This window comes from Aquabacterium sp., assembly GCF_041909175.1.
Taxonomy (GTDB): domain Bacteria; phylum Pseudomonadota; class Gammaproteobacteria; order Burkholderiales; family Burkholderiaceae_C; genus Aquabacterium.
Genome location: NZ_JAYRDZ010000002.1, coordinates 103,493 through 121,956, shown reverse-complemented (window position 1 = coordinate 121,956; position 18,464 = coordinate 103,493). Strand labels below are relative to the sequence as shown.

The 18,464-nt window shown below is 61.8% G+C and carries 17 protein-coding genes; 8 read left to right on the top strand and 9 right to left on the bottom strand.

Annotated features, from left to right (window positions below; all coding sequences use genetic code 11):
• Nucleotides 1–44 precede the first annotated feature (44 nt).
• From ACE3PH_RS03170 to cobO, 5 genes are all read left to right on the top strand, one after another.
• The gene (locus tag ACE3PH_RS03170) at nucleotides 45–1,904 is read left to right on the top strand and encodes a TonB-dependent receptor plug domain-containing protein (RefSeq protein WP_374316454.1); all 1,860 of its coding nucleotides are present in this window, start codon (nucleotides 45–47) and stop codon (nucleotides 1,902–1,904) included.
• Nucleotides 1,905–1,970: 66 nt separating this feature from the next.
• Nucleotides 1,971–2,825: an ABC transporter substrate-binding protein gene (locus ACE3PH_RS03165; protein WP_374316452.1), complete on the top strand. Its 855-nt coding sequence runs from the start codon at nucleotides 1,971–1,973 to the stop codon at nucleotides 2,823–2,825.
• Nucleotides 2,822–3,802: a FecCD family ABC transporter permease gene (locus ACE3PH_RS03160; protein ID WP_374316450.1), complete on the top strand. Its 981-nt coding sequence runs from the start codon at nucleotides 2,822–2,824 to the stop codon at nucleotides 3,800–3,802. Before ACE3PH_RS03165 ends, ACE3PH_RS03160 begins: the two co-directional genes overlap by 4 nt.
• Entirely contained in the window at nucleotides 3,799–4,590 is a 792-nt protein-coding gene (locus ACE3PH_RS03155; RefSeq protein ID WP_374316448.1) for an ABC transporter ATP-binding protein, read from the top strand. The genes ACE3PH_RS03160 and ACE3PH_RS03155 overlap by 4 nt, the downstream gene beginning before the upstream one ends.
• A 29-nt stretch (nucleotides 4,591–4,619) precedes the next feature.
• On the top strand, nucleotides 4,620–5,189 hold the full coding sequence (cobO, locus tag ACE3PH_RS03150) for a cob(I)yrinic acid a,c-diamide adenosyltransferase (RefSeq protein ID WP_374316446.1): 570 nt from the start codon (nucleotides 4,620–4,622) through the stop codon (nucleotides 5,187–5,189).
• Between the two features lie 25 nt (nucleotides 5,190–5,214).
• Here cobO and clsB read toward each other — a convergent pair whose 3' ends face one another.
• The 9 genes from clsB to ACE3PH_RS03105 form a co-directional block, all read right to left on the bottom strand.
• Nucleotides 5,215–6,528: a cardiolipin synthase ClsB gene (gene clsB / locus ACE3PH_RS03145; RefSeq protein WP_374316444.1), complete on the bottom strand. Its 1,314-nt coding sequence runs from the start codon at nucleotides 6,526–6,528 to the stop codon at nucleotides 5,215–5,217.
• A complete protein-coding gene (locus ACE3PH_RS03140; RefSeq protein ID WP_374316885.1) occupies nucleotides 6,525–7,340 on the bottom strand; it encodes an endonuclease/exonuclease/phosphatase family protein in 816 nt (271 codons plus the stop codon). Before ACE3PH_RS03140 ends, clsB begins: the two co-directional genes overlap by 4 nt.
• Before the next feature lie 13 nt (nucleotides 7,341–7,353).
• Nucleotides 7,354–7,842, bottom strand: coding sequence for a dihydroneopterin triphosphate diphosphatase (gene nudB / locus ACE3PH_RS03135; protein ID WP_374316442.1), 489 nt, complete (start codon nucleotides 7,840–7,842; stop codon nucleotides 7,354–7,356).
• A gap of 87 nt (nucleotides 7,843–7,929) precedes the next feature.
• Nucleotides 7,930–9,732: an aspartate--tRNA ligase gene (gene aspS, locus ACE3PH_RS03130; RefSeq protein ID WP_374316440.1), complete on the bottom strand. Its 1,803-nt coding sequence runs from the start codon at nucleotides 9,730–9,732 to the stop codon at nucleotides 7,930–7,932.
• 68 nt (nucleotides 9,733–9,800) lie between these two features.
• On the bottom strand, nucleotides 9,801–10,433 hold the full coding sequence (locus ACE3PH_RS03125) for a DUF502 domain-containing protein (RefSeq protein WP_374316438.1): 633 nt from the start codon (nucleotides 10,431–10,433) through the stop codon (nucleotides 9,801–9,803).
• Between the two features lie 54 nt (nucleotides 10,434–10,487).
• Nucleotides 10,488–10,799 carry an FmdB family zinc ribbon protein gene (locus ACE3PH_RS03120; RefSeq protein WP_374316436.1) on the bottom strand — a complete coding sequence of 104 codons (312 nt, stop codon included), beginning with the start codon at nucleotides 10,797–10,799 and terminating at the stop codon, nucleotides 10,488–10,490.
• Between the two features lie 49 nt (nucleotides 10,800–10,848).
• Nucleotides 10,849–12,300 (bottom strand): sodium:solute symporter family protein, encoded by a 1,452-nt coding sequence (locus ACE3PH_RS03115; protein ID WP_374316434.1) that lies wholly within the window; start codon nucleotides 12,298–12,300, stop codon nucleotides 10,849–10,851.
• A gap of 78 nt (nucleotides 12,301–12,378) precedes the next feature.
• Nucleotides 12,379–13,929, bottom strand: a complete 1,551-nt coding sequence (ubiB, locus tag ACE3PH_RS03110; RefSeq protein ID WP_374316432.1) for a ubiquinone biosynthesis regulatory protein kinase UbiB — start codon at nucleotides 13,927–13,929, stop codon at nucleotides 12,379–12,381.
• An 18-nt stretch (nucleotides 13,930–13,947) separates the two neighbouring features.
• Nucleotides 13,948–14,514, bottom strand: coding sequence for a hypothetical protein (locus ACE3PH_RS03105; RefSeq protein ID WP_374316430.1), 567 nt, complete (start codon nucleotides 14,512–14,514; stop codon nucleotides 13,948–13,950).
• A gap of 228 nt (nucleotides 14,515–14,742) precedes the next feature.
• Here ACE3PH_RS03105 and ACE3PH_RS03100 point away from each other — a divergent pair, with 228 nt between their 5' ends.
• Genes ACE3PH_RS03100 through galE form a run of 3 tightly spaced genes read left to right on the top strand, consistent with a single transcriptional unit; the run spans nucleotide 14,743 to nucleotide 18,463 of the window.
• The gene (locus ACE3PH_RS03100) at nucleotides 14,743–16,137 is read left to right on the top strand and encodes an undecaprenyl-phosphate glucose phosphotransferase (RefSeq protein ID WP_374316428.1); all 1,395 of its coding nucleotides are present in this window, start codon (nucleotides 14,743–14,745) and stop codon (nucleotides 16,135–16,137) included.
• 44 nt (nucleotides 16,138–16,181) lie between these two features.
• A complete protein-coding gene (locus tag ACE3PH_RS03095) occupies nucleotides 16,182–17,417 on the top strand; it encodes a hypothetical protein (RefSeq protein ID WP_374316426.1) in 1,236 nt (411 codons plus the stop codon).
• A 14-nt stretch (nucleotides 17,418–17,431) separates the two neighbouring features.
• The gene (galE, locus tag ACE3PH_RS03090) at nucleotides 17,432–18,463 is read left to right on the top strand and encodes a UDP-glucose 4-epimerase GalE (RefSeq protein WP_374316424.1); all 1,032 of its coding nucleotides are present in this window, start codon (nucleotides 17,432–17,434) and stop codon (nucleotides 18,461–18,463) included.
• Nucleotide 18,464 lies beyond the last annotated feature (1 nt).

Here is an 18,464-nt window from a genome sequence, read left to right as displayed (position 1 = left end):
TGCGGGGACGCTGGTCCGGGCTCGCTTCAGTCTGTTTTTCCTTCATGTCTATTCGTTCTTTGGGGCAGCAGGCCCCCGGCTTCATTTCGCCCGTCTCTCTGGCGGTTCTCCTGGTTTGCGCAGCTATTTCTTGTGCCGCCTATGGCGCTGAAGAAGTGGTTCAGGATACGGAGCTGGACCCGGTGGTGGTCACGGCATCCCGCACGCCCCAGGCCTTGAGCCAGACGATCGCGGCCACCTCGGTGATCACCCGCGAACAGCTGGATTCGGCGGTGTCCGGTGATCTGGCTCCCCTGTTGCAAGCAGCCGGGGCAGAGGTCAGTCGGACGGGCGGTCTGGGCAGTGATGTCAGCGTGTTCCTGCGTGGTGGCAGCTCCAAGCAAACTTTGCTGCTGATCGACGGTGTGGCCGTGCCCAGCCTGAACTTTGGCCGCCCACCCATCGCCTATTTGCCGTTGATTGGCATGGACAGCATCGAGGTCGTGCGTGGCAACGTGTCCAGCCTGTATGGCTCCAGCGCCATTGGTGGCGTGATCAACGTCATCACGCAACGTGGGCGCCCGGGTCTGCACATGTCTGGGCAGGTCACTGCTGGTGAAAACGGTACGCACAGTGCCTCGGCGGGTCTGCAAGGTGGCACCGATACCTTGCGCTACAGCATTGGTGCAGGGGTGTTCGGGACATCGGGTTTCAACAGCATTGACCAGTCGGAGGTCAGCGGCACCAACCCTGACCGTGACGGCTTCCGTCAGAAGGCCTTCAATGGCAGTCTGGATTGGCAATGGCTGGCCGGACACGAACTCGGTGTCAGCCAGCTGAGCTCTTTCGGTCGTTATGAGTACGACTCGGAATACGGGCCAGCCAACCAGGCAGATGAAACCACTTATCGCCTGCAGCAGACCACCCTGCGCAGCCGTGACCAGTGGACACCCATCTGGAGCAGCAACCTGTCCTGGACACAATCGCAGGAATTGAGCAACGCCGATACGACGTCGTACCCCTGGTATGCGAAGACGGTATCGCGTGATCTGCAATGGCAGCACGACGTGAAGGTCTATGAAGGCCAGACCGTGAGCGCGACCGTGGAGCACTCGGTACAGCAACTGAGCTCGGATACCGTCTACGCGCGCAATCACCGCGACATCGATACCCTGGCTTTGGGCTATGTGGGTGAGTACGGCCCGCACCAGTGGCAACTGTCCATCCGTCGTGACGATTACAGCGACTTTGGCACGCCCATCACGCGCTATGTGGGTTATGGCTACCAGGTGATCAAGGGTGTGACGCTGACCGCTTCGCACTCCAACGGGTTCCGCGCACCGAACTTCAATGAGCTGTTCTACCCATGGGGTGGCAACGCCAGCCTGCGGCCGGAACGGGCCAACAGCGAGGAACTGGGCATCAAGATCCGTCAGGACGGCTGGACGCTGCGCAGCAACTACTTCCAGACCCGGTACCGTGATCTGATTTCCACCTGGCCGATCAAGAACATTGGCCGCGCACGGATCACCGGTATCGAGACCTCGGCAACCGTGCGGGTGGCCAAGGACACGCTGGTGCAGGCTGAGTGGACCATCCAGGACCCGAAGGACATGTCGACCGACTTGTCGCTGGCGCGTCGTGCCTATCACCACGGGTCACTGGGCGTGACCACCTCGCAATGGGGCTATGAGTGGAATGCGGGTGTGCGCATGGTCGGTGCCCGTCGCGACAAGGATGCCAGTACCAGCGAGCACCTCCCCGCTTACGAGGTGGTGAACGTGGGGGTTGAAAAGGCCCTGGCTCGTGACTGGAAGGTTGCCCTCAAGGTGGACAATCTGTTCGACCGCGACTATGAAAACGCCTATGGCTACAAGCAGGCGGGTCGTGCAGCGTACGTGACCTTGTCCTGGTCTCACGACTGATTGGCCTTGTAGCACCACGTTTCCGAGGAGGCGATGCCTGTGTTGTCGGCTTGTATGAGAGTCGGTTTGCTGTGTTGGATCTGGTGCCTGTTGCAGGTGCCGGCCGCAGCATCGGTGCGCGTGCAGGATGACCGCGGGCAGCCCGTCGTGCTGGCACGTCCCGCACAGCGCATTGTCAGCCTCGTGCCGTCGGCCACCGAGGCGGTCTGTGCCCTGGGCTCGTGTGAGCGTCTGGTGGCGGTGGACCGCTGGTCCAACTGGCCCGCGTCGGTCAAGGCCTTGCCGAAGGTGGGCGGGCTCGATGATCCCAATGTCGAGCTGATCGTGCTGCAACAGCCCGATCTGGTGCTGGTGGCGCCGGCAGCCCGCGTGGCGGCTCGCTTGCGCAGCCTGGGTGTGGCCGTGGCCGAGGTCGACACGCGGGACCTCGATGGCGTGCGGCGGATGCTGTCGGATCTGGGTGTGTTGCTGGGCCGGGAGCAGGCCGCTGTAGCGGTGTGGCAAGACGTCGATCGCAAGGTTGCCGCAGCGCGCTCCGTCGTGCCTGCTGCAGCTTTGGGCGCTAAGGTCTATGTCGAGGTCAGCCCGTCACCGCATGCCGCCGGGCCGTCCTCGTTCATCGGGCAGCTGATCACCCGTCTGGGCGGCCGCAATATCGTGCCTGAGCAGTTGGGCGCCTTCCCGGTACTGACGCCCGAATTCATTGTTCGTGCTGATCCGGATCTCGTCATTGTGTCGACATCTGGCGTGCGCGCCGTGACATCTCGCCCTGGTTGGGCGACACTGCGTGCCATTCGTCGCGGGCAGGTCTGTGCTGTGCCCGCCGATGATTACGATGTACTGGTCAGACCAGGGCCCAGGCTGGGCGAAGCGGCCGGGATCCTGGCTCGTTGCTTCGAAAAGGCCCTGAAGTCGCCATGACGCTTCGCAGTTTGTTGATCGTATTACTGGTCGTCAGCCTGATGCTGATGGGCCTGGGTCTGTCCATGGGCAGTGCCGGCTGGATGGACATCTACCGTGTTTGGTCGTCGCCACTCGACCATCGCATCATGGTCGAGATCCGCGCACCACGTGTGTTTGGCGCGTGGCTGGTTGGGGCACTGCTGGCGCTGGCGGGTGCCGTGGCGCAAGGTTTGTTTCGCAACCCACTGGCCGAGCCCTATCTCCTGGGCAGCTCTTCTGGTGCGGGCCTGGCCGTGGCGACATGGGTCAGCCATGCGGGGTCGCTGGCCCTTGGCAGCTACTGGGGCGGTTTGCTGGGGCAGACGGGGGCGGCGTTCGTTGGTTCGCTGGCCGGTGTGCTGCTGGCCTTGTTTCTCGCCAACGGTGCCACGCACAGCTTGCGTCTGCTGCTGGCTGGGGTCGTGGTTGGTGTGGTGCTGGGCGCGGTCACCCAGTTGCTGATGGTGATGTCGGCCGATGCCTGGCGAACCATGCAGTCGTTCATGTTGGGAAGCACCGCCATGCTGGGGTGGTGGGCCTGTGTGACCATGGGTGTGATCTGGGTGATCAGCCTGGTGCTGGCCCTGTTGTTGTCCCGCGTGATGGATGCACTGACACTGGGCGAGGACACCGCGCGCTCCCTGGGCGTGCCGCTGGGTGGTGCCCGGGCTGTGCTGGTTGGTGTGCTGGCGCTGGCCACAGCCGCAGCAGTTGCGCAAGCCGGCCTGGTGGCTTTTGTCGGGCTGGTGTCACCCCATCTCATCCGGCGTCTGGGGCAGTTCCGCTACGCCGGCTTGTTGTTGCTGTCGAGTCTGGCAGGTGGCGTGCTGCTGCTGGCCGCCGATATCCTGGGGCGCTCGCTGTTTGCGCCCACTGAACTCCCCGTGGGGGTGCTGACCGCTGTCCTGGGTGGCAGCTATCTGCTGTGGTTGATGCACAGGAGGCCGCTGGCATGACGGTGCAGCACACACACACACCGCTTCTGGCTGCCAGACATGTGGGTGCCGAACACGATGGCAAGCAGGTGCTGCATGGGGTCGATCTGTGGCTGGAGCCCGGGTGCTGGCTGGCCTTGGTCGGCCCGAATGGGGCGGGCAAGTCCACTTTGTTGCGATGCCTGGCTGGCTTGCAAGCGCTGACAGAAGGTCACATCAAGTTCATGGGGCGCAACCTGGACGAGTGGTCGCCTCGTGAGCGTGCCTTGCAGCTGAGCTGGATGGGGCAGCAAGACGGTCTGGGCGAGGGCCTGACGGTGCGAGACACCGTGGCCCTGGGGCGTTTGCCTTATCTGGGCTGGATGGGCCTGGGTTGGTTGAGGGCAGCAGATGAGCACGCCATCGCGCAAGCCTTGCTGGACACCGGGCTGGAGACCATGGCCCATCGGCGGCTTGAGACCCTGTCTGGTGGGGAGCAACAGCGTGTGCGGCTGGCCCGCTCACTGTGTGTCAAGGCCCAGTTGGTGCTGCTTGATGAGCCTACCTCTTACCTTGATGTGCCGCACCAGCGCTTGCTGACCAGGGTTTTGCAGCGGGAGGCCCGAGAAGGGCGGACCATCATCAGCAGCGTGCACGATCTGTCTCTCGCCCTGTTGGCCGACCAGGTTGCCGTCATCGATCAGGGGCGGATTGTGGCCGCCGGGCGCAGCGACGACACGCTGGTTCACCGCGCCATCGAGCAGGTTTTTCGCCAGGCGGTCTCGATCATGCCGGTTCAGGAGCGCTGGGTCGCCGTGCCTCAGCTGTGATCCGATTTCAATTTTGCAGATATTGATTCATGGACATTCGTCAGCCTCCCACTGAGATCAGCCCCATCAAGCCGGAAGGTGATCGCCGAGGCCTGGTCATCGTCAACACGGGTGACGGCAAAGGCAAGAGCACGGCGGCATTTGGCCTGGCCTTGCGGGCCCACGGACGTGGCAAAGCTGTTCACATCTTCCAGTTCATGAAGGTGCCGTCAGCCCGATTTGGCGAGCACCGTGCGTTCGAGCAGCTCGGGGTGCCTGTCGAGGGCCTGGGTGACGGCTTCAGCTGGAAGAGCAAGGATCTGGCTCATTCAGCCGAACTGGCTCGTCAGGGCTGGGCGAGGGCGGCCAGTCTGATCGACGCAGGGCAGCACTTCATGGTGGTGCTGGACGAAATCACCTACCCCTTGATCTATGGCTGGGTGCCGCTTGATGAGGTGGTCGCCACCTTGCGAGGCCGACCTGCGGGTGTCACCGTGGTGCTGACCGGGCGTGATTGCCCGCAGGAGATCATCGACATCGCCGACACCGTGACGGAGATGCGCAAGGTCAAGCACGCCTTCGAAGCGGGTGTGCCGGCTCAGCGGGGCATTGAAGACTGAGCCTGTGGCAAGGCGCTCAAGCTGATCAATAGCGTTTGCGCACGCCGCCCATGCGCAGGTACAGGTTGGCGCACCAGGCCACAAAGGAGCGCGCCAGCCCGCGCCGCCAGGAGCGCGAGGGCTGTGCTGGAGGATCGATGCGACGGGCTGAGGCAAAGTCCTTTTCCAGCTCGGACATCAAGGTCTGGGCAAAGCCCTGATCGTCGACGATCACATTGGCCTCGAGATTGAGCAGCAGCGACAGCGGGTCCAGGTTAGACGACCCGATGGATGACCAGTGTGCGTCTACGCACAGGACCTTGGCGTGCAGGAATGCAGCCTGGTACTCGAAGATGTGGATGCCATGGCGTTGCAACTCTTCATAGAGCACCCGTGCCGCCATCCCTGCGATGGGGTAGTCGATCTTGCCTTGCAAGAGCAAGCGCACCTCCACGCCTCTGGCCGCAGCCTGCTGCAGGGCAACCCGAAGCCCTTGCCCGGGGTAGAAGTAGGGCGTGACGATGTCGACCCGCGTCTGAGCGGTCGCCAGGGCCACACGGAAGGCACGCTCGATGGTCCGACGCTGCAGGATGTTGTCGCGCAACACAAAGGCACACCGCATGGGCCGCATGCTGGCTTCCGATGCTGAGGTGCTGCCTTGGCTTACCGGCATGTTCAGTCGAAGCTGGTGCCACCAGCCACGCAGCCGGCCCAGCCGGTTTTGCTCACCGAGCCACATCACAACGTCATCTCGCCAGTCGCGCCCCACAGCGGCACGTGTCCAGATGGCTTTGGTGGTGTGGTCAATGGGCTCGACAGCCGGGCCGACCACACGCACGGCATAGTCCAGCCGAGGGGTATCGGACCAGCCGTGGTTGATGTCGTAAAGGTCATCGATGAGGTTGATGCCGCCGACAAAACTGACTTGCTCATCCACCACACACAACTTCATGTGCATGCGGCGCCATTGCCCGGGTTTGAAAAGGGATCGGAGCACGCCCAAGACCGGTCGGTAGATGACGCATTGCGCGCCGGCTGCCTTGAGGTCGGCCCACATGGCGGGAGGTGCCTCGCGGGAACCGATGCCATCGGCCACGACCCTGACATCCACACCCCGGCGCGCAGCTCGTTTGAGGGCCTGGATCACGTGGGCCGATTCGCCTTCCTGCGAGACGATGTAGCAGGCCAGCCAGACCGACTCGGTGGCCTGGTCAATGGCTTCGCACAGTGCAGGAAACAGCGCCTGCCCACCGCGCAGCAGGGACACTTCATTGCCTTCGGAGAACACCGGCTTGCGCTGGCCATACCAGGCCAGACTGCGTAGCTTCTGTTGAAGCGAGGCCGACAGTGCCGGGCTCATGCCTGCTGATCTAACCGCAGTTCGGCCACAAAGGGCAGGTGGTCCGACATGCGCGCCCAGGCCGTGCCCTTGGGCACCATGGTGGACACACAGCGCATGCCCCGCATATAGATGCGGTCCAGCGACAGCACGGGCACGCGGGAGGGGTAGGTGGCCTTGTGGCTACCCGACGGGTCGGTACCGCGCCACAGGTTGGCTCCATGCAGGATCTCATCCAGCCGCTCGTTCCAGTCGTTGAAATCACCCGCGATGATCACCGGCTCATTTCCGGGTATCTCCCGCTCGACCAGTTCCACGATCTGGCGTGCCTGGCGAACCCGGCTCGCGTGGATCAGGCCGAGATGGGCCACCACCACATGCAGGGTCTGTCCGTGCCAGATGATGGGCACATGCAGCAGGCCACGTTGCTCGAAACGGTGATCCGAGACATCGTGGTGACCGATCGCCCCCATGGGCCACCGAGACAGCAGGGCGTTGCCATGTTCGCCGTGGCGGGTGATGGCGTTGGTGCGGTAGGCCACCTCGTAGCCATCGGGCGCCAGGTAATCGGCTTGGCCCTCCTGTGGCCAGGCCAGGGGGCCGAAATTGGTAGGCGAGAAGTGCCGGGCCTCCTGGTGATTGAAGTGACGTACTTCTTGCAGGCAGACCAGGTCCGCGTCCAGGGCGTCTACCGCCAGACTGAGGTTGTGGATTTCCAGGCGCTTGGTGGGCCCCATGCCGCGCACCCCTTTGTGGATGTTGTACGTGGCAACACGCAGCGAGGGCGAGCCCTGTGGGGCTTCTGGCAGCAGAGAAGAATTCAATGGGTTCAGCACGGTGCACTCGTCAGATGGTTGGTGCAGTGGGCACGCCGGTGCCTGCCCGCTGCGACAACTGGAGGATGGCTTCGGCGTTCGAAGGCGAAAAACATTGATCGGCCGCTTCGTGCCAGGGAAGCCATCGGAAATGGGTGTGCTCCTCTGGTGCCAGGGTGACCGGGGTGCCTGCCGGTACGCACAGACCGAACACATGCTCGCGGTTGTGGGTGACGCCAGGCGCGTAGCGGTGACGCCAGACTGGGTAGATCTCGTAGACGTTCTCGATGTCCCAGTCCTGCAAGGCGGCATCTGGCACGTCTGTGGAACCGATGCGGATCCCCGTCTCTTCCAGCACTTCGCGGATCGCGGTGTCTCGCCAGGCTTCGTCGATGGCATCTTTCGAGCCCGTCACGCTTTGCCAGAAACCGGGCTGGCGTGCCCGCTCAAGCAGCAATACCTGCCGCTCAGGGGTGTGGATGACCACCAGCACGGACAGCGGAATCTTCGGCGCACGCATCGTTTGCATCCCTTGAGTTTGGCACGATTGCAGCCCCATGAAAAAGGCCACCCGAAGGTGGCCTGTTGTGACAAGGTGTCAGGGGGCTTATTCTGCCTTGCCGGCAGCAGCCTGGGCATTGCGCAGGCGGATGTGCAGTTCGCGCAGCTGCTTCTCGTCGACGTTGGACGGTGCGCCGGTCAGCAGACACTGGGCACGTTGCGTCTTCGGGAAGGCGATCACATCACGGATGGACTCGGCCTTGGTCATCAGGGTAACCAGACGGTCCAGGCCGAAGGCCAGACCACCGTGAGGAGGCGCGCCGTATTGCAGGGCGTCGAGCAGGAAGCCGAACTTGACCTTGGCGTCTTCGTCGCTGATGTTGAGCGCCTGGAAGACCTTCGATTGCACCTCGGCACGGTGGATACGGATCGAGCCGCCACCCAGTTCCCAGCCGTTGAGCACCATGTCATAGGCCTTGGCAATGCACTTGCCCGGATCGGTGTCCATGTAGTCTTCGTGGCCGTCCTTCGGTGCCGTGAACGGGTGGTGCACGGCGTTCCAGCGGTCTTCCTCGTCGTCGTATTCGAACATCGGGAAGTCCACCACCCACAGCGGGGCCCAGCGGTCTTCGAACAGGCCGGCCTTCTTGCCGAAGTCCGAGTGACCCACCTTCAGGCGCAAAGCACCGATGGCGTCGTTGACCACCTTGGCCTTGTCGGCGCCGAAGAAGATCAGGTCGCCGTCCTTGGCGCCCGTGCGCTCCAGGATCTTGGCGATGGCGGCGTCGTGCAGGTTCTTCACGATGGGCGACTGCAGGCCTTCGCGACCCTTGGCCACTTCGTTGACCTTGATCCAGGCCAGGCCCTTGGCACCGTAAATCTTCACGAACTCGGTGTAGGCATCGATTTCGCCACGCGACATGGCACCGCCGCCCGGCACGCACAGGCCGACCACGCGGCCGCCCTTGGTGGTGGCAGGGGTGGAGAAGACCTTGAAGTCCACGTCGGTCATGACGTCGGTCAGCTCGGTGAACTGCAGCTTGACGCGCAGGTCAGGCTTGTCCGAACCATACAGGTGCATGGCGTCGGCATACTGCATGACCGGGTAGTCGCCCAGATCCACATCCAGCGCCTTCTTGAAGACGTGGCGGATCATGCCTTCGAACATGTCACGGATTTCCTGTTCCGTCAGGAAGCTCGTTTCAATATCGATCTGGGTGAATTCGGGTTGGCGGTCAGCACGCAGGTCTTCGTCGCGGAAGCACTTGGTGATCTGGTAGTAACGGTCGAAGCCGGCCACCATCAGCAACTGCTTGAACAGCTGAGGCGATTGCGGCAGGGCGAAGAAGTGACCGTCGTGCACACGGGATGGCACCAGATAGTCGCGTGCACCTTCGGGCGTCGACTTGGTCAGCATCGGGGTTTCGATGTCGACAAAGCCATGCTCGTCTAGGAACTTGCGCGCTTCCATGGCCACGCGGTAGCGCAGCATCAGGTTCTTCTGCATGTAAGGACGGCGCAGGTCCAGCACGCGGTGCGTCAGGCGGGTGGTTTCCGACAGGTTTTCGTCGTCGAGCTGGAAGGGCGGCGTCACCGAGGCGTTCAGCACTTCCAGGGTGTGGCCCAGCACTTCGATCTTGCCGCTGGTCAGGCCCGTGTTCTCGGTGCCGGCCGGACGGGCGCGAACCACGCCAGTGACCTTCAGACAGAACTCGTTGCGCACGCCTTCAGCCGTGGCGAACGAATCGGCGCGATCAGGGTCGAACACCACCTGCACCAGACCCTCGCGGTCACGCAGGTCGATGAAGATCACGCCGCCGTGGTCACGGCGACGGTGGGCCCAGCCCATCAGCGTCACGGTCTGGCCCATCAGCGTTTCGCTGACCAGACCGCAGTATGTGGTGCGCATTGTTGCTTTCTCCGGGGATGAGGATCGTGGACTGCCGTTGCGGACAGCCCCAAACCCTCCATTGTCGTTCAGGAATGGGATGCAGGCGAGGTGGGCGGGGCCACCACGCCCATGGAAATGATGTACTTCAGGGCTTCGTCCACAGACATGTGCAGTTCAACCACCTCGGCGCGCGGCACCATCAGCATGAAGCCGGAAGTCGGGTTGGGGGTGGTCGGCACATAAACGGTGAGCATGTCGTCAGGCAGGCCTGCAGCCACCTCACCGCTGGGCTTGCCCGTGACAAAAGCGATGGTCCAGGAACCGGCACGTGGGTACTGAACCAGCACAGCCTGGCGAAAAGCCTGGCCGCTGCTGGAAAACAGGGTGTCAGACACCTGCTTGACCGAGGTGTAGATGCTCTTGACGATGGGGATGTGCGAAATCAGTCGGTTGGACTGTTTGACGATCCATTGACCAACGAAATTGGTCACTGCCAGGCCTGTGAGCAGCAGTGCCACGGCCACGATCACCACGCCCAGGCCGGGAACATGGCGCAAGGCATCCAGCGAGGCGCCGACCTCCTTGGGCAGGACGGTCTGCACGGCAATCAGCACCCAGGAGAAGACACTGTCGAGCGCCCCCAGGACGCTCATCAGTACCCAGATGGTGATGGCCAGAGGCAGCCATGCAAGCAGCCCGGTCAGAAGGTATTTTTTCACGTCAACGCCTTGCTTCAGGCCGTTCCGGCCCGATTGAATCGGTGTGGGTGGAGGTCAGTGACAGGCGCAGGACGAGCCGCATGGGGGTGTGCCCGAGCCGCTGTCGCTACCCGACGAAGAGCTGGAGTCGGCAGGTGAGGCCTCACCGGCCGGACCGGTGGCCGGTGCGCTGGTCCCGCCGCTTCCACCACGGAAGTCGGTGGCGTACCAGCCCGAACCCTTGAGTTGGAACCCTGCTGCGGTGAGTTGCTTCTTGAATGTCTCGGCTCCACAGGCCGGGCAGGTGGTCAGCGGAGCATCGGACATCTTTTGCAAAACGTCTTTGGCGTGACCGCAAGACTCACAGCGGTATGCGTAGATCGGCATCGCAAAATCCTCGGAATGTCCAGTAAAACCCGCATTTTACGGCGAGCTGTCAAGCCATGTGCTCAAGGTGGGTGCGATGGTCGGTCATGAATTGTGGCGCCAGCGAGCCGCCGATCATGCCGACGATGGCTGCCAGCAGTCCAGCCAACTGGCCCGGGAAGGCTTCGCCCCAGGTCGGTTCGATCAGGAATGCGGCCCAGACACCAATGCCCAGGACGATCGAGGCCACGGCACCCTGTGTGGTGGCGCGTCGCCAGTAAAGACCAAAGCTCAGGGGGATGAATGCACCCACCAGGGTCACCTGGTAGGCCGATGACACCAGCTCATAGATGGTGGTGCCCTGCATCTTGATGGCGTAGGTCAGCACCAGTGCCGTGAAGATCAGGATGGTGATCCGCAAGGCCCGCAGCATCTGCTTGTCGCTCATGCCGGGGCGAAGGTTCTTCAGGATGTTTTCAACGAAGCTGGTCGAGGGGGCCAACAGGGTGGCCGACGAGGTCGACTTGATGGCCGACACCAGGGCGCCGAAGAAGAAGATCTGCGCCACCAGCGGCATCTTGGTCAGGATCAGGGTGGGCAGTACTTTCTGCGGGTCATTGGCCAACAGCTCCTGGGTCTGTTCCGGCATGATGATCAGTGCCGAGGCCACGATGAACATGGGCACGAAGGCAAAACCCAGGTAGCAGAAGCCGCCAATCATGGCGCCTTTGCGCGCGGTGGCAGCGTCCTTGGCGGACATCACGCGCTGAAACACGTCCTGTTGCGGGATGGAGCCCAGCAGCATGGTCAGACCTGCGGCAATGAAGCCGATCCAGTTCGATGGGGTGGACTCTGCCGGGAAAAACTGGAACCAGTTCTTTTCCTGGGCCAGCACCAGCACCTTGTCTGCGCCGCCCGCCTGACCACCCGCCATGATGGCGATGAAACTCAGTCCGGCCACCAGCACGATCATCTGGATGAAATCGGTCCAGGCCACGGCCAGCATCCCGCCGATCATCACGTAGATCAGCACCAGCGTGGTCCCGATGATCATGCCGGTCGCGGCGCTGATCGCTCCGCCGGACAGTACCGAGAACACCAGGCCCAGCGCCGTGATCTGGGCGGCTACCCAGCCGAGGTAGCTGAGGATCACAGCGACGGAGCAGAAGATTTCGACACCTTTGCCGAATCGATGGCGGTAAAAGTCACCGATGGTCAGCAGACTCATCTTGTAAAGGCGCGCGGCGAAGAACGCGCCTACCAGCACCAGGCACATGGATGCACCGAATGGGTCTTCCACGATGGCATTCAAGCCGCCTTCGGCAAAGCGCGCCGGGATGCCCATCACGGTTTCAGCACCAAACCAGGTGGCAAAGGTGGTGGTGATCACCATCGCCAGCGGCAGGCTGCGCCCGGCCACGGCAAAGTCCGTGGTGTTGTGGATGCGCGTGCCGGCGTATATCCCGATGGCCATCGTCCCGAGGAGATACAGGATGACGAACGCGAGCAGGGTGGTGTTCATGTCGGCAAAAACCTTTCACTGACAGGCCGAGGAACGGTGGGCGGGAAATGGCGCGCAGTGTAATGCGCTTTGGGCGCGTCAGATGACGCCGTAGGCGTGCAGTCGCAGCAGGAATTGCGCCACCATGAGACCCATGATGAAGCCCAGGATGACCCACAGCATGGCCGACAGCGTGCTGTTGGTGCGGCGCTGTTCTCTGAGCATCAGGGCCAGATCGCGTCGCAGGCCACTGTCACTGGTCTTCAGGTTGTGGTGCACCAGGCGCGGCAACTCGGGTAGCAGCTTCGCGTAGCGGGGGGCTTCGCGACGCAACTGTTCCAGCAGGGCGCGCCAGCCCACCTGCTCGTTCATCCAGCGCTCCAGGAAGGGCTTGGCCGTGCTCCACAAATCGAGCTCGGGGTCCAGTTGCCGCCCCAGTCCTTCCACATTGAGCAGGGTTTTCTGCAGCAGCACCAGTTGGGGCTGGATCTCGACATTGAAGCGGCGCGAAATCTGAAACAGGCGCAACAACACCTGTCCCAGGGAAATTTCCTTGAGCGGACGGTCGAAGTAGGGTTCACACACGGTGCGCACCGCGCCTTCGAGTTCGTCCACACGGGTAGCAGGGGGAACCCAGCCGCTTTCGATGTGGAGTTCGGCTACCCGCTTGTAGTCGCGGCGGAAGAAGGCGATGAAGTTTTGCGCCAGGTATTCCTTGTCGACCTCGGTCAGGGTGCCGATGATGCCGAAATCAAGCGCCACGTAGCGCCCGAAGGTGCGGGGGTCCAGGCTGACCTGGATGTTGCCGGGGTGCATGTCCGCATGGAAGAAACCATCGCGGAATACCTGGGTGAAAAAGATGGTGACGCCATCGCGCGCGAGCTTCTTGATGTCGACACCCGCTTCGCGCAGGCGGCCCATCTGGCTGATGGGGACGCCTTTCATGCGCTCCATCACCATGACGGTGGGGGTGCAGTAGTCCCAGATCATCTCGGGCACCAGTACCAGGTCCAGCCCGGCCATATTGCGCCGCAATTGAGCCGCATTCGCCGCTTCGCGAACCAGGTCGAGCTCATCGTGCAGGTATTTGTCGAACTCGGCCACCACTTCGATGGGCTTGAGCCGGCGACCATCTTCCGACAGCCGCTCCACCCAGCGGGCGAGCCGGCGCATCAAGGCCAGGTCGTCATCGATGACACGCAGCATGCCAGGGCGCAGCACCTTGACGGCCACTTCGCGCCCATCGTGCAACACCGCAAAGTGAACCTGGGCGATGGAGGCGCTGGCAATGGGTTGGGCGTCAAACTGGCTGAATACCTCGGCGATGGACTTGCCCAAGGCCTTTTCAACCAGCTGGATGGATTCCTCGCCGGGGAATGGCGGGACGCGGTCCTGCAGTTTGGCCAGCTCGTCGGCGACATCGGGCGGCAGCAGGTCCCTGCGTGTGGACAGCATCTGTCCGAACTTGACGAAAATGGGCCCCAGTTGCTCCAGGGCTTCTCGCAGGCGCTCGCCGCGCGGCGCATGCAGTTTGCGCCCGGTCGAAATGATGCGGGACAGCAAACGCAGGCCAGGCCGGCGGAGGCTGTCCAGGGCCAGGGCATCCAGGCCGTATCGCAGAAAGATCAGGCCAATGAACAGGGCTCGCATCTGGGGTCCTGTCAGGTGTCAGAGCGGGCTGTCGGGCGTGTGGGCCCGACGGCTGTCAGGGCGCCAGCGCAAGATGGCTTGCTTGATGCTCTCACCGATGGTGCGCAGCATCTGGGTCGGCGTGTTGCCCAGCCAGCGGGCCAGGTCATCTTCGAGATCCCAGCGCAGGTTGCTCATAAGCCAGGACGCAGCTTCAGCCAGTGCGGCATCGCCTTCGATGCTGACTTCCGGACGCTCGCCTTGCAGGGCTCGGCGCACGACGGTCCAGGGCGCGCTCAGGTGCACGGTCAGGGTCAGGCCCGTGGCGTCGCTGGGGACCTCGGCGTCCTGTTGTTCAAACAGGCCGGCTGGCGTGATCGCCAGGCGCATCGGTGGCGGTGCCCAATCCTGGCTGGTGCTGCCGGGTGCCAGGAATGCTGCGAATGGCGGCACGAAGGACGACGTCCAGCGGATGTCGATGACGCGGCCCGCATGAGGCTTGAGTCGCGCCATGGCGGCGGGTTCGCTCGACACGATGTGGTTGAGCAGCAAAGTCAGGCGCGGCAGGGCGACCGGGCCGATCCAGGAGAGAGGGTTCTGTGCCATGCCCTCGATTGTAGGTGGCTTGCAGCTGTGGTCAGTTGGTTACAGTTACCCCATCAACCGGGGGCGGGTACGGGCTGTCTTGTCACGAAAATTCATACACAATCGTTGGCAGACTTTATGCATGGTCGTTGACCATGTTGGCCGCATCTGTGTATGCCCCAGTTGGGTTGTGCAACTTGTCGAAGGTGGCTGTCGTTTTCGGGGCGGGGAAGCCTGCCCCAGATGTACATGTTTAATAACCGCAACTACAACAGAACATTCTTCAGCGCCCCCCAGTCTGTGACGTCTTTCGTGGCGGCCTTTCTGGAGCCCATGATCTCGGTGTTGTCCTTGCTGGGCACCATGGCTTATTTTGATGAGCCGGTCGAGCGGGCCGTGATGGCTTTGTGTTTGCTTGTGTTTGCCTTGACCTTCCCGGGGCGTAACAGGTTTTTTGATTCTCGGCTGGAGGCCGCAGTTGACATCACCACCTCCTGGGTGGCCATGTTGTTGATTCTTTGGTTATGTGGCTATGCCACAAGCAGCTTGGGTTTCTTTGCCTTTCGTGTCATGGCATGTTGGGCCATCGTGACGCCGGCTCTGCAATGGTTGGTGGTGCTGGCTGGCAAGTCCATCCTGCAGCATCGGGCGTCGCAGGCGCATGCCCGTCGGCGTGCCATTGTGGTGGGTGCCAGTCCTCTAGGGGGAAAAGTGGCGCGTGCCCTGGAAACCAATCCGGATGGGGGGACGGAGTTTGTCGGTTATTTTGAAGATCGGACCGATGCTCGCGTGATTCCGGAGGCGCAGAGCAAGCGCCTGGGTGGTTTGCGGGACGTCGCCAATTATGTTTATGCACACGGTATACACGAGGTGTACATCACGCTTCCGCTCGGGTCACAACCGCGCATTGTGGAGTTGCTGGATGCCGTGCAAGGAACGACAGCATCACTCTATTTCGTGCCGGATGTTTTCGGTATCAGCATCATTCAGGGCCGACTGCAGGACATCAACGGCGTGCCCGTCGTGGGCATTTGTGAAACACCCTTTACGGGCACGAATGAGCTGGTCAAACGTCTGTCGGATATTGTCCTGGCCAGCGTCATTCTGGTCCTGATTTCCCCTATTTTGCTGGCTGTGGCCATCGGCGTGAAGCTCAGTTCGCCGGGGCCCATCATCTTCAGGCAGAAGCGCAATGGCTTGGATGGCGAGGAAATCCTCGTTTACAAGTTCCGCTCCATGCGTACACAGGACAACGGGGCTGTGGTGAAGCAAGCCATCAAGGGCGACAGCCGCATCACCCCGTTTGGGGCGTTCATTCGCAAGACATCGCTGGACGAATTGCCTCAGTTCATCAATGTCTTGCAAGGCCGCATGAGTATCGTGGGGCCTCGCCCGCACGCCGTTGCCCACAATGAAGAGTACCGACAGTTGATCAAGGCCTACATGGTGCGACACAAGGTCCGCCCCGGCATCACTGGTTGGGCGCAGGTCAATGGTTATCGTGGGGAAACCGAGACCATCGACAAGATGCAAGCCCGTGTTGAATACGATCTGGAGTACTTGCGCAATTGGTCTTTGGGTCTGGACCTGCAGATCATCATTCGAACTGTTCGCTTGATGGTTTTTGACCGCAATGCGTATTGACGAAGCTGGCGTGCCCGAAAACCATTCAAAAGAGAGGAAGACTGATGCGGAAGACGGTTGGGTTCATATGCCATCAGTTTGCCCTTGCATCTGGTGGGTTGACCGTGCTGTGCGGTTCGGCTCTGGCAGACCCCCTGTCTTTGACGGTCAGTCAGAGTGTCACCTATGACTCCAACTTCTCCAAGAATGCGGCCAGTGACAGCGAGACCATTTCCCAGACGAATCTGCAACTGAAACTCGACAAGTCCTTTGGGCGGCAGACCTATCAGGCGGCTGCGCGCTATGGCCTCGCGCGCTACGCCCATTTTGGCGAGCAGTTGAATGGGTCTAATTACGACATTTCTGGGGCTTTCTCGTCGGGGATTGCTGCGAATTGGCAGGTGGACGTCAACGGCAATGCTTCGGAATATCTGAACCCGAACCAGGACAACCCCACCGCGCAGCGTGTGGTGAAGAACAACGTTTCTGACCGCAATGTCGGGCTCAACCTGCGTTATGGGGTGGCAGGGCGGCTGTATGCCTTGGTCAATGTCGGCGCTGGCAAACTCGACTATTCACTGTCGACGCAGGCCTACAAAAACCGTGATCAACGCTCTATGGGCATGAGGGTGGTCTACGCCACGACCGATATGCTGAATTTCGGGGTGGGTGTCAGCAAGGCAGTGTCCGATTACCCGGATTACATCATTGGCGGCGAATCCGAGCGTGTGGATCAGCGCAGTCTTGATTTGTCCGCCAATTGGCAAGTCACGGGCTTCAGCTCGTTTGCGGGTGTGCTGAGCTTGACGCGCAACAGCTACCGCTCAGATGCCGACGCGAAGTTCAATGGTTTGACTGGCCGGTTGAACTGGAACTTCACGCCGCGGGGGCACATGCGTTACACCGTTCAGGTAGCGCGTACGACCGACAGCGACAGCACCCAGACCAGCACACGGGTCTACCAGATTGGTGGGCTGCTCGACACAGCGCTCAACACGGTGACAACCTCGGTTTATGGCTCTGCACGTTGGGAACCCACTGCCAAGTTGGGCTTGTCGCTGGCGGCTGGCTGGTATCAATACGATGTCAAGCGGACGCAGAGCGGTGTCTTGGCGGGCGATGTGGATGGGCCTACGCAAAGTCATTACATCAATCTGCGCCTGTCAGGTGATTACCAATATTCCCGGGCACTGGCGTTTGGTTGCAGTGCCGAGCAATACAAGCAGACTGCAGACATCTCGCCGCGTATCGCTTACGACGGCCATCAATTCAGCTGCAACGCCAGCTTCACGATCGATTGACGAGGTAGTTTTCCATGGCTTGCATCCTTCTGACCGGCGCAACCGGTTATATTGGGTCACACACCTGGCTGGCCTTGCAGCAGGCAGGGTTTGACGTCATCGGCATCGACAACTTCGTTAACAGTTCACCCAAGGTGCTGGCTCGTCTGGCGCAGATTGGTGGGCTGGAGCCCGTGCTGGTCGAGGGGGATGTCCGGGATGCGGTCGCGCTGGATCGCTGCTTCGAGCTGGGGCGCTCGCGTTTTGGCGGCATACAGGCGGTGGTGCACTTTGCTGCCCTCAAGGCTGTGGGCGAGTCGGTCGAGCGTCCGCTGGACTATTTCGAAAACAACCTGGGTGGTCTGCTGGCGGTATGTCAGGCCATGAAGCGCCATGGGGTCCACAACCTGGTGTTCAGTTCTTCTGCCACGGTTTATGGCAAGCCAGACAGCTTGCCCATCACCGAGCGCGCTGCGCTGCGTGTGACCAACCCCTATGGGCAGACCAAGCTCATGGGCGAGGAGATTTTGCGAGAGCTGGAGCGCTGCGATACCAGTTGGCACATCGCCTACCTGCGCTATTTCAACCCGGTAGGGGCCCATGCCAGTGGCCTCATCGGCGAAGACCCTCGCGGCATTCCCAATAACCTGATGCCCTACGTGGCCCAGGTGGCCGCAGGCAAGCGGCCTCACCTGAATGTGTTTGGCAACGATTACGACACACCGGATGGCACAGGGGTGCGCGATTACATCCATGTCTGTGATCTGGCTGAAGGCCATGTGGCCGCCTTGCGCTATCTGGCCGACCAACAGCAGTCGCTGACCGTCAATCTCGGCACCGGGCAGGGCTACAGCGTGCTGGAGTTGGCGCAGGCTTATGGGCGAGCCAGTGGTCGCGATATCCCGGTCGTGTTCGCGCCGCGCCGTCCGGGCGACATCGATGCCTGCTATGCCGACCCCACCCACGCGTGGGAGACGATGGGTTGGCGCGCCGCGCGAGGGCTGGACGACATGTGTGTCGATTCCTGGCGCTGGCAATCAACGAATCCAAATGGTTTTGAGGGATGAA